The sequence below is a fragment of the Halomonas sp. 707D4 genome, assembly GCF_024158685.1.
Lineage (GTDB): Bacteria > Pseudomonadota > Gammaproteobacteria > Pseudomonadales > Halomonadaceae > Vreelandella.
The window spans coordinates 1-14,816 of sequence record NZ_JAMZBD010000023.1 but is presented as its reverse complement, the minus strand read 5'-3'; the positions used below and the strand labels follow the sequence as shown (position 1 = coordinate 14,816).

Annotated in this window: 12 protein-coding genes; 10 read left to right on the top strand and 2 right to left on the bottom strand. The window is 65.9% G+C overall.

Going from position 1 to position 14,816, the window contains the following annotated elements:
- The 7 genes from mrdA to lipB all read left to right on the top strand — a co-directional run.
- Positions 1–1,192: penicillin-binding protein 2 (gene mrdA, locus BIS11_RS02105; protein ID WP_253585693.1), on the top strand; the 1,192-nt coding region annotated here is incomplete at its 5' end.
- Positions 1,192–2,355 (top strand): rod shape-determining protein RodA, encoded by a 1,164-nt coding sequence (rodA, locus tag BIS11_RS02100; RefSeq protein ID WP_253422534.1) that lies wholly within the window; start codon positions 1,192–1,194, stop codon positions 2,353–2,355. The genes mrdA and rodA, both read left to right, overlap by 1 nt.
- A gap of 105 nt (positions 2,356–2,460) precedes the next feature.
- A complete protein-coding gene (gene mltB, locus BIS11_RS02095; protein WP_253422553.1) occupies positions 2,461–3,414 on the top strand; it encodes a lytic murein transglycosylase B in 954 nt (317 codons plus the stop codon).
- A complete protein-coding gene (locus BIS11_RS02090; protein ID WP_253422536.1) occupies positions 3,411–4,376 on the top strand; it encodes a septal ring lytic transglycosylase RlpA family protein in 966 nt (321 codons plus the stop codon). The genes mltB and BIS11_RS02090 overlap by 4 nt, the downstream gene beginning before the upstream one ends.
- Before the next feature lie 65 nt (positions 4,377–4,441).
- Entirely contained in the window at positions 4,442–5,647 is a 1,206-nt protein-coding gene (locus BIS11_RS02085; RefSeq protein WP_253422538.1) for a D-alanyl-D-alanine carboxypeptidase family protein, read from the top strand.
- A 62-nt stretch (positions 5,648–5,709) separates the two neighbouring features.
- Entirely contained in the window at positions 5,710–6,018 is a 309-nt protein-coding gene (locus BIS11_RS02080; RefSeq protein WP_253422540.1) for a YbeD family protein, read from the top strand.
- Positions 6,018–6,680 carry a lipoyl(octanoyl) transferase LipB gene (lipB, locus tag BIS11_RS02075; protein ID WP_253422542.1) on the top strand — a complete coding sequence of 221 codons (663 nt, stop codon included), beginning with the start codon at positions 6,018–6,020 and terminating at the stop codon, positions 6,678–6,680. The genes BIS11_RS02080 and lipB overlap by 1 nt, the downstream gene beginning before the upstream one ends.
- Before the next feature lie 72 nt (positions 6,681–6,752).
- Here the strand turns inward: lipB and lipA are convergent, their stop codons facing one another.
- Together lipA and BIS11_RS02065 are read right to left on the bottom strand one after the other, a co-directional pair.
- Entirely contained in the window at positions 6,753–7,808 is a 1,056-nt protein-coding gene (lipA, locus tag BIS11_RS02070) for a lipoyl synthase (protein WP_253422544.1), read from the bottom strand.
- 193 nt (positions 7,809–8,001) lie between these two features.
- Positions 8,002–8,991, bottom strand: a complete 990-nt coding sequence (locus BIS11_RS02065) for a LysR family transcriptional regulator (RefSeq protein ID WP_253422546.1) — start codon at positions 8,989–8,991, stop codon at positions 8,002–8,004.
- Between the two features lie 210 nt (positions 8,992–9,201).
- Between BIS11_RS02065 and BIS11_RS02060 the strand changes: the two genes are divergently transcribed.
- The 3 genes from BIS11_RS02060 to BIS11_RS02050 all read left to right on the top strand — a co-directional run.
- Positions 9,202–11,565, top strand: a complete 2,364-nt coding sequence (locus tag BIS11_RS02060) for a DUF3141 domain-containing protein (protein ID WP_253422548.1) — start codon at positions 9,202–9,204, stop codon at positions 11,563–11,565.
- Positions 11,566–11,869: 304 nt separating this feature from the next.
- Entirely contained in the window at positions 11,870–14,497 is a 2,628-nt protein-coding gene (gene topA, locus BIS11_RS02055; protein ID WP_253422549.1) for a type I DNA topoisomerase, read from the top strand.
- A partial coding sequence (locus BIS11_RS02050) for a DUF6586 family protein (protein WP_253585692.1) occupies positions 14,494–14,816 on the top strand: 323 nt, incomplete at its 3' end. The genes topA and BIS11_RS02050, both read left to right, overlap by 4 nt.

Here is a 14,816-nt window from a genome sequence, read left to right as displayed (position 1 = left end):
TACCGATCCGGTGCCAGGGCGCAACCTGACCCTGACGCTCGACAAGTCGATGCAGTCGCTCGCCTTCGAGCTCATGAACGGGCGCCGTGGCTCGATCGTGGCGATCGTCCCCCGGACCGGGGAGATCCTGGCGATGGTGTCGACGCCAGGGTTCGACACCAATCAATTCGTCACCGGCATCGACGTCGCTTCCTACCGGGCGCTGCAGGACGACATCGACCTGCCGCTGTTCAACCGCGCCATTCGCGGCCACTACCCGGCGGGCTCGACGATCAAGCCGTTCATGGCCCTGGCGGGGCTCGTGGAAGGGGTGATCACCCCGGACACGGTGATCAGCGACCCGGGCTACTACCAGTTGCCCAACGACTCGCGCCGCTACCGCAACTGGCTGCGCTGGGGGCACGGACGGGTGGATCTCGAGCGGGCGCTGGCGGTCTCCAACAACACCTACTTCTACTCGCTGGCCCACGACCTGGGTATCGACAACATCCACGAGGAGATGAGTCACTTCGGCTTCGGCCAGCGCGTGGCGTTCGATGTGCAGGGCGAGAGCACCGGACTTCTGCCCTCTCGGGAGTGGAAGCGCGCCCGCTTCAACCAGTCCTGGTACCCGGGTGAGACGCTCTCGGTGGGTATCGGTCAGGGGTACCTGCAGATCACGCCGCTGCAGCTCGCCGCCGCCACGGCCACGCTTGCCAATCGCGGCCACTGGGTCAAGCCGCACCTGGCCCGCATGGTCGGCGACGAGCTGCTGCCGGAGGTGCTGCCCGGGACGCTCGATGACATTCGCCTCGACAACGACGCCTGGTGGGATCGCGTGTTCAGCGGCATGGAAAAGGTGCTCAGCGGCAGCGAAGGCACTGCCCGGCGTACCGGCGTGGGGCTCGAGTATCGCATGGGTGGCAAATCCGGTACCGCCCAGGTGTTCTCGCTGGGCCAGGACCAGCGCTACAACGCCGACGAGCTGGAGGAGCGCTTGCGCGATCACGCCCTGTTCATGGCCTTCGCGCCGATCGACGATCCGCAGATCGCGGTGTCGGTGATCGTCGAGAACGCCGGCGGCGGCAGTACGCACGCCGCCCAGCTCGCCCGTGCCATGACCGACGCCTGGCTGTTGCGCGACGATGCCCCCGAGGCCGACGAAGTGCTCGACGAGCTCGAGAACGGCAGCGCCACCGTGGAGGGCAACTGATGAGCCCATGGCAAAACCTTCCGCGCAGTTTGCGTCGCCATCCGGTACGCCCGCCGGATAGCGGTATCGCCCGGCGCAAGAGCATCTGGGAGCGTTTGCACCTCGACCCGTGGCTCTTGCTGATGCTGCTGGTATTGATGGCCGGGGGCCTTCTGGTGCTCTACAGTGCGTCGGGCCAGCGTATCGAGTCGGTCATCGCCCAAGCGTCGCGTTTCGGTATCGCCTTGGCAGGCATGTTCGTGCTCGCCCAGCTGAATCCGAGCACGTTTTTGCGTTGGGCGCCCTTGGCCTACGGGGTCGGCCTTGCGATGCTGCTGGCGGTGGAGATCGCGGGGGATATCGGGATGGGCGCCAAGCGCTGGCTGGAAATTCCCGGCATCATTCGCTTTCAGCCCTCGGAGATGATGAAGCTTGGCGTGCCCTTGATGGTGGCCGCCTATCTCAACCGTTGCCAGCTGCCGCCGAGGTTTCGTGACATCGCCGTGTGCGCGGTGATCATCGGCGTGCCGGTGGTGTTGACCGCCATTCAGCCGGATCTGGGGACGTCGCTCTTGATGGCCAGCGCCGCCACGCTGGTAGTGCTGCTGGCCGGGCTCTCCTGGCGCTTGATCGCCTTCGTCGCCGCACTGGTGGCGGCGGGCATGCCGATCCTGTGGATGAACATGCACAATTACCAGCGCCAGCGGGTATTGACCTTCCTCGACCCGGACAGCGACCCGCTGGGCGCGGGCTGGAACATCATCCAGTCGACCACCGCGATCGGCAGCGGCGGCGTCTGGGGCAAGGGGTGGCTCGAAGGCACCCAGTCGCAGCTCGAATTCCTGCCCGAGCGTCATACCGACTTCATCATCGCGGTGCTGGGCGAAGAGTTCGGGCTGGTCGGCATGCTCGTGCTGCTGGTGCTCTACACCCTGATCGTCAGCCGCGGGCTGTGGCTTGCGGCCGGCTCCCAGGATACCTTCGGGCGGCTGTTCGCCGGCAGCATCATCCTGACGTTCTTCATCTACGTGTTCGTCAACGTCGGCATGGTCAGCGGCATTCTGCCCGTAGTGGGCGTGCCACTGCCGCTGGTCAGCTACGGCGGCACGTCGAGCGTGACCCTGCTGGCGGGCTTCGGTATTCTTATGTCGATACACGCTCATCGACGGCTGCTGTCGCGCTAGTCTCGGCTGGCGAAGGAATTTCAAAGGAGAGGTGCAATGGGCAGGACCCGATACACGGTCAGCGGCGTTTTACTGGCGGCCTGGATGGCAAGCGCCTCCCCGGTGATGGGCGACAACGGCACGGTCTCGTTCGCGCCAGAGGCCAATGCAGACACCCGGCAACTGGCAACGGAACTCGTCGCCCGCGGGCTTCCCGATGCGTGGCTCGAGCAGTCGCTCGGTCTTGCACGCTACCGTCAGGAAGTGCTCGATGCCATGGACGGGGCGGCGGAGCGACGTCTGGCCTGGCACGAGTATCGCGACATCTTCATGAGCGACGAGCGCATCGACGCGGGAGCTGACTTCATCGCGGCGCATCGCGACGCCTTCGAACGGGCCCAGGAGGTCTACGGCGTGCCCCCGGAAGTGATCGCGGCGATCATCGGCGTGGAAACCTATTACGGACGCCACAAGGGGCAGCACAAGGTGCTGGACTCGCTGGCGACGCTGGCGTTCTACCACCCGAGCCGCGGCGACTTCTTTCGCGGCGAGCTCGCAGCCTTTCTCGAGATCGCCTATCAGCAGCAGGTCGAGCCGGACAGCGTCTATGGCTCCTACGCCGGGGCGATGGGCTATCCGCAGTTCATTCCCACCAGCTACCAGGCTTATGCCGTGGATTTCGATGGTGATGGGCGGCGCGATTTGTGGGAAAATCCCGTCGACGCCATCGGTAGCGTAGCCAACTACTTCGCCGAGCACGGCTGGCGCGCAGGCGCCCCCATCTACCACGAGGCACGAGGCCCCGAGCGCGTGCCGGGCGAGCTCGAGGTCAACCTGACCACGCCGCCGGCCACGCGTGTCGATGCGCTACGGACCTTCGGCATCGAGCCCGTCGAGGCGCTCGACCCGGCCCTCGAAGTGACACCGCTTGCGCTGGAGCTTGCCGATGGCCGCCTCCGCTACGGCGTGGGGGAGTTCAACTTCTACGTCATCACCCGCTATAACCACAGCCATCTCTACGCGATGGCGGTGACCGAACTGGCAGATGCCATTGCGCAAAAGCTCGAGGCTCAAGGATGAAACCAAGGTTCTACAAGGCGACGACGGCCGGTGCCGGGCTCGCCCTGGCGGCGCTGCTCGCCGGCTGCGCCGGGCAGGCGCCGTCATCGACGTCGAGCGTGGATCACACCCCGCGTGAAGATGCCCCCAAGGCGGCCAGCGCCGCGAGTTCCGGGGGCGGACGCTACGCCATGAGCGGCGACGCCTACCCGCTCGAGCCGCCGGATGTCAGCGAGGTGCCCGACGCCCAGCCACGCGTCGAACCGCGTTCGTCGGCGGGCAACCGTTCGACTTATGAAGTGTGGGGCGAGACCTATCACGTGTTGCCCAGCGCCAATGGCTACGCCAAGCAGGGGACCGCCTCTTGGTACGGCGAAAAGTTCCACGGCTACGCCACCTCCAACGGCGAAATCTACGACATGTACAAGATGTCGGCGGCGCACCGCTCGCTGCCGCTGCCGACCTTCGCGCGGGTGACGAGCCTGGCCAACGGCCGCTCGGTCATCGTGCGGGTCAACGACCGGGGTCCTTTCCACAGCGATCGCGAGATCGATCTCTCCTACGCCGCGGCGGCGCGACTCGGCATTCTGGACAACGGCACTGGCGGCGTTCGCGTCGAGGCGATCGACCCCGAGCAGTGGCTCGCCAATCGGGGCGGCGGGACGAGCCCCGCGCCGGCGGCAGCCTCAGCTCCGGCTCCGGCTCCGGCGGCCAGCCCGGCGCCTGCCGCGCCACCCGCCGCCCGTCCGACGCCCGCCGGCCAGGGCGACGAAATCTATCTGCAGATCGCCGCGCTCGGCAGCGAAGAGGGCGCGCGAGCGCTCCAGCAGCGCCTGGGTGACGAACTTCTGCATTCGGTGCGCGTGCTCAGCGACAGCGACGTCCACCGCGTCCAGGTCGGGCCGATGGCGCCGAGCCAGGAGCAGCAGGCGCGTGCCGCGCTCAACCAGGCGGGCTTCTCGCAGGTCTTCGTTGTGCGATAATCGATGACACCCGTGGCCCTTCAACGGTTTTCTTGACGTTCTTTTTTGCAAGTGAGAAGTGAGTAATGACTATTTTCAACGCGATTCGCCGCTCTGCCCGGCTTTGCCTCTTCGCGACGGTGACCGCCGTTGCCCTGCCGGTCACGGCCAGCGCCCAGGTGATTCCCCAGCCGCAGACGATCATTCCCGCCGCGCCGCAACTCGCCGCGAGCTCCTGGATCCTGATGGATGCCAACAGCGGGCGCATTCTGGTCGAGCACAACGCCGACGAGCGCCTGCCGCCGGCGAGCATCACCAAGCTGATGACCGCCTACCTGGTCGAGCGCGAGCTGGATCGCGGTACCATCAACCTCGAGGACATGGTCAACATCAGCGAAACCGCCTGGCGCACCGGCGGCTCGAAGATGTTCATCGAAGTGGGTGATCAGGTCTCCGTCGACGACCTGCTGCACGGTATCATCATCGTCTCCGGCAACGATGCGAGCGTGGCCATGGCCGAGCACCTGGCTGGCGGTGAGGCGCCCTTCGCCGATCTCATGAACCAGCACGCCGACCGGCTCGGCATGCGCAACACCCACTTCGAGAACGCCACGGGCCTGCCTCACGACAACCACTACTCCTCGGCACACGACCTGGCGCTGCTGTCCCAGCACATCATCAACGACTACCCCGAGCACTACGCGGTCTACTCCCAGCGCAACTTCTCCTACGGCGGCATCGACCAGCCCAACCGCAACCGTCTTCTTTGGCGCGACCCGACCGTCGATGGCCTGAAGACCGGCTGGACCAACGCCGCCGGCTACTGCCTGGTCGCCTCGGCCCAGCGCGAGGACATGCGTCTGATCTCGGTGGTGATGGGCACCAACTCCGAAGAGGCCCGCGCTCAGGAAACCCAGAAGCTCCTGAGCTACGGCTTTCGCTTCTTCGAGACCATGAAGCTCTACGAGCGCGGCGCGGTGCTGGCCACTCCCCGCGTATGGGGCGGCGAAGCCAACGAGCTGCGCGTCGGCGTCGATGACGAGGTCTACATGACCCTGCCGCGCAACCGCAACGAGGAGCTGCGCGCACGCCTGAACCTGCGCCAGGACCTGCAGGCGCCGATCGCGGTAGGCGACGAAGTGGGCACGCTCGAGGTGTACCTGGGCGACGAGATGGTCGGCGAGCGTCAGCTGACGGCGCTGGAAAACGTCGAGGAGGGCGGTCTCTTCAAGCGCCTGTTCGATCAGGTGCGTCGCTTCTTCAGCGGCTTGATCAGCAACTTCACCGACTGATCCCACGCGCTCATCGAGATGCGCCCGCTCGGCGGGCGCCCACCGGCAACCAAAGGCAGGCTATGAAAAAGGATGCGAAGAAGGGCTTTCGCGATCTGCGAACGCCGAGTGTCAACGAACCGAAGATCAGCTTTCCCTGCGACTACCCGCTGAAGGTGGTAGGGGACGCGGCGGAAGATTTCGCCGCCAGCGTCTGCCAGATCCTGGTCAAGTACGATCCGGACTTCGACGCTGGCGCGCTGCAGGTGGTGGACAGCCGCAACGGCCGCTTCCAGTCGGTACGCGTGAGCATCCGGGCGACCGGCGAGCAGCAGCTCGCCGCGCTGTTCGAGGAGCTCAAGGCGACCGGCCGCGTGCACATGGTGGTGTGATGAAAAGCGATGCGTCCATCGAGCTGTTCGACCTCGGCCGGCGCCCCTATACGCCGGTGTGGGAGGCGATGCGCTCGCTCACCGATGGGCGTGACGACACGACGCCGGACCAGTTCTGGCTCGTCGAGCACGACCCGGTCTTCACCCAGGGGCAGGCCGGCAAGCCCGAGCATCTCTTGATGCCCGGCGACATCCCCGTGGTGCAGACCGACCGCGGCGGGCAGGTGACCTATCACGGCCCGGGCCAGGTGGTGCTCTACCCGCTGCTCGACGTGCGCAGGGCGAAGCTCGGCGTGCGCGAGCTCGTCAGTGCGCTGGAGAACGCCGTGATCACGGTGCTCGATGGCTACGGGGTGGCGGCTCACGCCCGCCCGGATGCACCGGGGGTGTACGTGAAGACGCCGCTTGGCGAGGCCAAGATCGCTTCGCTCGGGCTGCGCATTCGCCGCGGGGCGAGCTATCACGGGGTGGCGCTGAACGTCGATGCGGATCTCGCGCCTTTTGCCCGCATCAACCCCTGCGGCTACGCGGGCATGGCGGTGACGCGCCTGGCCGATCTGGTGGCGCTCGACGACCCTGGCGCGGTGGGCGGAAAGCTCGCCCGGGCACTCGCCGAGCTGCTCGGCCGCGACATGAGCCCGGGGCGCAGCGCCGTGGCGTGAGGGGTGTGTGGCCATGAAAAAAAGCGCCTGACTGCGTGTGCGGTCAGGCGCTTTTTTGTTGGCATGCCCGTTCTAGCCGACGTTGAACACCGGAATACGGTTGGTGTCCTCTTCCTGGCCCGGCACGGCGGCGGGAGAGGCCAGCCCCAGGTTGTTCTTCTCGAACACCCGGTCGGCGCGATAGCTCGAGCGCACCAGCGGGCCGGAGGGTACTTCCATGAAGCCTTTCTCGAGGCCCAGGACGCGGTAGCGGTCGAACTCCTCGGGGCTCACCCAGCGCTCCACCGGCAGGTGGTTCTTGGTCGGGCGCAGGTACTGACCCAGGGTGACGATGTCCACGCCGATCTCGCGCAGATCATCGAAGGTCTGCAGGATCTCCTCGTCGGTCTCGCCGAGGCCGAGCATCAGGCTGGTCTTGGTGATCACGTCGGGGCGGTGCTGCTTGGCGTGCGCCAGCACGTCCAGCGTCTTGCGATAGCCGGCGCGCGGATCGCGCACGCGCGAGGTCAGTCGCTCGACGGTCTCGACGTTCTGGGCGAACACCTCCAGGCCCGAGTCCACCACGCGCTCGATGGCATCAAGCTTGCCGTCGAAGTCCGGGGTGAGCGCCTCGACCACCACTTCCGGCGTGCGCGCCTTGATCGCCTGGATGCACTTGGCGTAGTGGGTCGCGCCGCCATCATCGAGATCGTCACGGTCAACCGAGGTGAGCACGATGTAGCGAAGCCCCATCAGCTCGACGGACTTGGCGGTGTTCTCCGGCTCCTCGGCATCCAGCCAGCCCTTGGGGTTGCCGGTATCCACGGCGCAGAAGCGGCATGCCCGGGTACAGACGGACCCCATCAGCATGATGGTGGCGGTGCCGTTGCTCCAGCACTCGCCCATGTTGGGGCAGTGGGACTCGGCGCACACCGTGCTCAAGCGGTGGGTGGCCACGTTCTTCTTGACGGCTTCGAAGCGTTCGCCCGCCGGAATCTGAGCGCGTAGCCACTTGGGCTTGCGTTCGAGCGACGGGCTCTGGGGCTGCTGCTCCTTGCGCTGCTTCATCCCATCCTTGATCACCGTCGTGCCGCGTTCGTCGCGAAACTTTTCGCCGCTGGGTACACGCCGTGTGGGGGTATCGCTCATAGACAAGAGCCTCTCTACTGTGCAACGGGCCATATCGAAGGTGCTGAACGTCGAGGCCGTTCGTCGGCCCGTCCCGGTATACGGTATCGACGCACTCCATACGACGTGCTCGATAGGACATGTTGGATACGACATAGGTAGTAGTGCCAATGTAACATATTTGGCGACGCGCTAAATAGCGTGGGGTACAGGGTCAGGGCATGGCCGACAGGGGCAGGCATGAAACGCCAGGACTCGGGAGCGGCGCGGCCAGGGTCTGGAAGTGGCGCCGGTAATCGGCCAGGTGCTCACGGGTGAAGCGCAGAAAGAGTTCGGCGGCGGGCGTGGGGAAGTGATCGCGCCGGTGTACCGCGCACCAGGCCCGGCGCAGGGGAAAGTGCGGCAGGTCGAGCTGCGCCAGAAGGCCATGTTCGAGTTCGAGCTTCACTGCCAGACGAGGCAGCACCGCAACGCCCAGGTGCGCCATCACGCCTTGCTTGACGGCCTCGTTCGAGCCAAGTTCCAATCGATGGGGCAGGCCCACCTCCTGGTCGGCCACCAGCTGTTCGAAGGCGTTGCGCACCCCGGAGCCCGGCTCGCGCATCAATACATAGTGGCGGGCGAAATCGGCGAGAGTCGGGCGGGGCAGGTCGAGCAGCGGGTGGTTGGGCCAGACCACGGCGATCAATTCGTTCTCCAGAAGCGGCAGCACCGACAGGCCGTCGTCCTCGGGCACCATGGCCATGATCACCAGGTCGTCGCGCTGCTGGGCCAGCCGCTCCAGGGCCTGGCTGCGGTTGCATACCTTCAGGCGCAGCGTGATGTCCGGATACCGGGCGCGAAAGCGGGCGAGCAGATAGGGCACCACGTACTGCGCCGACGAGACCGCCGCCAGGTTGAGCTCCCCCTTGATGCTGCCATCGAGCCCCGAGAGGTTCATCTGCAGCCGGGCGAGCTGGCCGATGATCTCGCGTGCCGACAGCGCCAGGGTGTCCGCTGCGGGCAGGGTGTGCAGGGTCTTGCCGGCGTACTTGAAGAGCGGCTCGTTCAGCGCCTGTTCGAGCTGGCGGATCTGGGAGCTCACCGCGGGCTGGGTGAGACCGAGCTGCTCGGCGGCGCGTGAGTAGGAGCGCTTTCGATACACCTCCTGGAACACCTGGAGCTGGCGAAAGGTCAATCGATTGAGCAGGTTGGGCGATGTCATGGCAACCTCTCCGGTCGATGAGCTTAAGCGCGGTCGAGCAATGACGAGTGAGCGAAATGCTACCACCAATGGCAGGTTTCGTCTGTACGGCGCGGGCAGGGCGTCTTTATATCGACGACATGGCGGGAATGACCTAGACTTGTTGCATTGCAGCATGGTCGCGTTATGGGCGACGCTCGAGGCGGCGCCTGACAATTCCCAGGAGACTCTATGAGCTTTCTCGCGAATCCCTTTCTGCCGGCGCGCTGGTTCAAGTTGCCTGAGCGCCTGGAAGATGGCGACGCCGCCCCGGCGCAGAACGTCCTCGCCGACCTGATGGACCCCTTCGGCGTCGGGCGTGCCGCCATCGACTACTGGCGTGACGGCGTCGAGCGCAGCATCCTCTACTGGGATGTGATGCGCGAACGCGGCAACCAGTACCTCGAGCACATGGAGCAGACCAAGCCCAACGTGCTGGGTTTCAAGACCGAGGTGCTCGTCGATGGTCGAACGCTCGCGCGGCCCACCAACTACGAGCTTCTGCGCGTACTGCCCCCGGAAGGGACGCACATCGACCCGGCCAAGCGACCCTTCGTGGTGGTCGACCCGCGCGCCGGCCATGGGCCGGGCATCGGTGGCTTCAAGCCGGACAGCGAGATCGGCGTGGCCCTCAAGGCAGGCCACCCCTGCTATTTCATCGGCTTTCTGCCCTACCCGGAGCCGGGCCAGACCGTGGAGGACGTGGTCGAGGCGGAAGTCGAGTTTCTGCGCCACGTGATCGCGCGCCACCCGGAAATCACCGAAAAGCCCATGGTGGTGGGCAATTGCCAGGCGGGATGGCAACTGATGATGGCCGCCGCGCTCGAGCCGGACGTCTTCGGGCCGATCCTGATCGCCGGCGCTCCGCTCTCCTACTGGGCCGGCGAACGCGGCAAGGCACCGATGCGCTACACCGCCGGCATGGCCGGCGGCAGCTGGATCACGGCGCTGACGAGCGATCTTGGCAACGGCTGGTTCGACGGCGCCTGGCTGGTGCAGAACTTCGAGCGCTTGAACCCGGCCAATACCTACTGGAAGAAGCAGTACCACCTCTACGCCAACGTCGATACCGAAACCACGCGCTATCTGGAGTTCGAGCGCTGGTGGGGTGGCCACGTGGTGCTCGGCGGCGACGAGATCCAGTACATCGTCGACAACCTGTTCGTCGGCAACCGGCTCTCTACCGCCCAGCTGGTGACCCAGGACGGGCGGCGCATCGACCTTCGCAACCTGCGCTCGCCGGTGGTGGTGTTCTGTTCGCGCGGTGACGACATTACCCCGCCGCCGCAGGCGCTGGGCTGGATTCGCGATCTCTACGAGGGCGAGGATGACATCGTCGCCAACGAGCAGACCATCATCTACTGTCTGCACGACACCACCGGGCACCTCGGGATCTTCGTTTCCGGCAGCGTCTCGCGCAAAGAGCACTCCGAGTTCACCGCCAACATGGACTACATCGACGTGATGCCCCCGGGGCTCTACGAGACCACGATCAGCCGTGCCAGCGAACGCAAGGACGCCGAACTCATCGAGCGCGACTACCTGCTGGAGTTCTCGCCCCGCGACTTCGACGAGCTCGACGAGGACGTACAGCATCGCCCCGAGGACGACCGCCGGTTTGCCACGGTCGCGCGCATTTCCGAGATCAACCTGGGGTTCTACCGGCTTTACGTGCAGCCCTGGGTGCGCGCCATGGTCACGCCGGAATCGGCGCGCCTGATGCGCCGAATGCACCCCATTCGCCTGGGCTATCGCCTGATGTCGGATCGCAATCCGCTCACCGTGCTGCTGCCGACGATGGCTCAGACGGTGCGCGACAATCGCCACGAGGTGACAGAGGACAACCCTTTCAGGACCCTCGAGACGCTGGTGTCGGAGCAGATCGTCAGCAACCTGAACGGCTTTCGCGACCTGCGCGACGGTGCGACCGAGACGGCGTTCTTGACCCTCTACGGCCAGCCGCTGCTTCAGGCCGCCGTCGGGCTCTACGGCGACGCCCACGTGCATCGTCGCCGTCCAGGTGCCGAGCCCGAGCATCGGCGCTTCATCGCTCATCGCCAGCAGGCGCTGCGCGAAAAGGCAAGCCAGGGCGGCGCGCCGGAGGCGATCGTGCGCTCGATCATCTACGTGCTGGGCGGGGCACCCGCCACCGACGAGCGCAATTTCAAGCGTCTTCGCGCCTCGCGTGCCGAGCTCGACTCCCAGGTATCGCTGTGCGAATTCAAGCGCCTGGTGCGCGAGCAGTTCTTCATTCTGAAGCTCGACCGTGACAAGGCGCTCGCGGCGCTGCCGAGCCTTCTCGAGGGTGAGAGTAACGAAGCACTCGACAGGCATCTTCAGCAGTTGACCCAGGTATTCGCCGCCAGTGGCGAGCTCAGCGAGAACGGGGCCGAGCGCTTCGAGCAGGTCAAGGCGCTGTTCGACCAGGCGCGCCGGGAGCCGAAGGCCATCCCCGCGGCTTCCTACGCCCGGGCAGGCGATGACGGCGCGCAAGCGGGCGCCAAGCGCGCCGCACCTGCCAAGCGCACCGGAGCCAAGCCGCGTTCCAAGCGCTGAGCCGCATTGCGCCATCGAGCGCTTTTCCTGCGCCCCGGGCAATGCCCGGGGCGTTTCGTTGCGTGGGCCGGTTTTGGTTGCCGAGCGGTAAACGGCAGTCTAGTGTCTAGCTACCTTGCAGTGAAATTTGCAAACGGCGGCCTTCGCCCTCATTCAATAAAGCACTCGGCTCGCTTCGGGCGACTGGCGCTTGGTCAAGGCCTGGGGTAGGGTAGGCGCATTTTTTGACACCGACACCACGTCTAGACGCGGTACGTATTCAGAGCGAAGGCTTTCAAGCTCGAGCAACAGGAAGTGGAGCACTATGGGCAAGTCACTGGTCATCGTCGAGTCGCCTGCCAAGGCGAAGACGATCAATAAGTATCTCGGCAACGATTTCATCGTTAAGTCGAGCGTGGGTCATATACGTGACCTGCCGACCAGCGGCTCGGGCAAGACCGCCGTCGACCCCAAGGAGCGCGCGCGCCAGGCCGCGGCGACCCGCAAGCTCTCGCCGGAGGAGAAGGCGGAGTACAAGAAGAAGAAGGCCCACGATCAGCTGATTCGCCGCATGGGCATCGACCCGGACAACGCCTGGCAGGCCCATTACGAGATCCTGCCCGGCAAGGAAAAGGTGGTCGCCGAGCTCAAGAAGCTCGCCGAGAAGGCCGATGCCGTCTACCTGGCGACGGATTTGGACCGCGAAGGGGAGGCGATCGCCTGGCACCTGCGCGAGACCATCGGCGGCGACGATGCGCGCTACAAGCGCGTGGTGTTCAACGAGATCACCAAGAACGCCATCCAGGATGCCTTCAAGGCGCCGGGGGCGCTCAACATTCCGCGCGTCGAAGCCCAGCAGGCGCGGCGCTTTCTCGACCGGGTGGTCGGCTTCATGCTCTCGCCGCTCTTGTGGGCCAAGATCGCCCGCGGGCTCTCCGCCGGTCGCGTGCAGTCGGTGGCGGTACGGTTGATCGTCGAGCGCGAGCGTGACATTCGCGCTTTCATTCCCGAGGAGTTCTGGGACGTGCACGCGGACCTGGTCTCGCCGGAGGGTCAGCCGGTGCGCTTTGCGCTTGCCCGTCAGGATGGCCAGGCGTTTCGCCCGACCTCTCGCGACGAGACCTACGCGCGCATCGCCGGCCTCGAAGGCGCCACGCTTGCCATCACCAACCGGGAAGACAAGCCGACCCGCTCCAAGCCGACCGCGCCCTTCATCACCTCGACGCTGCAGCAGGCGGCCAGCGGCCGGCTCGGCTTCTCGGTGAAGAAGACCATGACCATGGCCCAACGGCTTTACGAGGCGGGCTACATCACCTACATGCGTACCGATTCCACCAATCTTTCCAAGGATGCGGTGGAGAGCGCACGCGACTACATCGAGAGCGAATACGGCAAGCGCTACCTGCCCGAGTCGCCCAACCGCTACTCCAGCAAGGAGAGCGCCCAGGAAGCCCACGAGGCGATTCGCCCCTCGAGCGTCGAGCGCAAGGCGAGCGACCTCGCCGGCATGGAGCGCGACGCCGAGCGGCTCTACGAGCTGATCTGGCGCCAGTTCGTGGCCTGCCAGATGGTGCCGGCGGAGTATCTCTCCAGCACCCTGAGCGTGGAAGTGGACGGGTTCGACCTGCGCGCCAAGGGGCGCGTGCTGAAGTTCGACGGCTATACCCGGGTGATGAAGCCCGCCGGCAAGAACGAGGACCAGAGCCTGCCGGATCTGCCCGTCGATACCCCGATGACGCTCGAGAAGCTCGACCCGCAGCAGCACTTCACCAAGCCCCCGGCGCGCTATACCGAGGCGAGCCTGGTCAAGGAGCTCGAGAAGCAGGGCATCGGGCGCCCCTCGACCTACGCCTCGATCATCTCGACCATTCAGGACCGCGGCTACGTCAAGCTCGAGAGCCGGCGCTTCTACGCTGAGAAGCTCGGCGACATCGTCACCGAGCGCCTGAAGGAGTCCTTCCCTGACCTGATGGACTACTCCTTCACCGCGCGCATGGAGGACAGCCTCGACGAGGTGGCCGAAGGCGAGCGCAACTGGCGCGCGCTGCTCGACAGCTTCTACGGCGAGTTCAGCCAGGAGCTTTCCCGCGCCGAAAGCGACGAGGGCATGCGCCCCAACCAGCCGGTGCCCACGGACATCGACTGCCCGAGCTGCGGTCGCAAGATGCAGATTCGCACCGCCTCGACCGGCGTGTTCCTTGGCTGCAGCGGCTACAACCTGCCGCCCAAGGAGCGCTGCAAGACCACCATCGACCTGATTCCCGGCGAGGAAGTGGTCGCCGAGGACGCCGGGGAAGAGGCCGAGACCGATGCGCTGCGCGCCAAGCGCCGCTGCGACAAGTGCGGCACGGCGATGGACAGCTACCTGATCGACGAGACGCGCAAGCTGCATATCTGCGGCCAGAGCCCGGATTGCGACGGCTACGCCGTGGAGCAGGGCAAGTTCAAGATCAAGGGCTACGACGGACCGGTGATCGAGTGCGACAAGTGCGGATCCGAAATGCAGCTCAAGTCCGGGCGCTTCGGCAAGTACTTTGGCTGCACCAACAGCGTATGCAAGAATACCCGCAAGCTGTTGAGAAGCGGGGAAGTGGCGCCGCCCAAGATGGACCCGATCCCGATGCCGGAGCTCGCCTGCCAGAAAGTGGATGACCACTACGTGCTGCGCGACGGCGCCAGCGGCCTGTTCCTGGCCGCGAGCAAGTTCCCGAAGAACCGCGAGACCCGCCCGCCGCTGGTCAAGGAGCTCAAGGCGCACAAGGACGAGCTGCCGGAGAAGTACCACTTCATCCTCAAGGCGCCGAGCGAAGACCCGGACGGCCGTCCGGCGCAGATTCGCTACTCGCGCAAGAACAAGGAGCAGTACGTGATGACCGACGAGGAGGGCAAGGCGACGGGCTGGAAAGCCACCTTCGAGGCCGGCAAGTGGCACGTCGAGGACAAGCGCAAGTGAGTTCGCGGGCGCGCACCAACCAGCTTCTCTACCAGGCCGAGCTGCTCGCCGAGTCGCCGGTCGGTGACGACGAGCACGCCGTGGCGCGGCGCATGGCCCTCGAGGAGGGGGCGCTGGCGCTTTTCGAGCTGGCGCTGGACGCCTTTCTCGCCGAGGTGACCGAGCATGCGCGCCTCGACACGCGTCGCTGGCAGGTGCTGCTCGCCGCCGACGGCCCTGCGCTTGCCGAGCTGACGCGGCTTGGCGATCTGGCGCGTGATCCCGAGAGCTGGCTCGGCTGGCTGGTGGGCAAGCTCTCCATGCTGCACGGCGACGACGG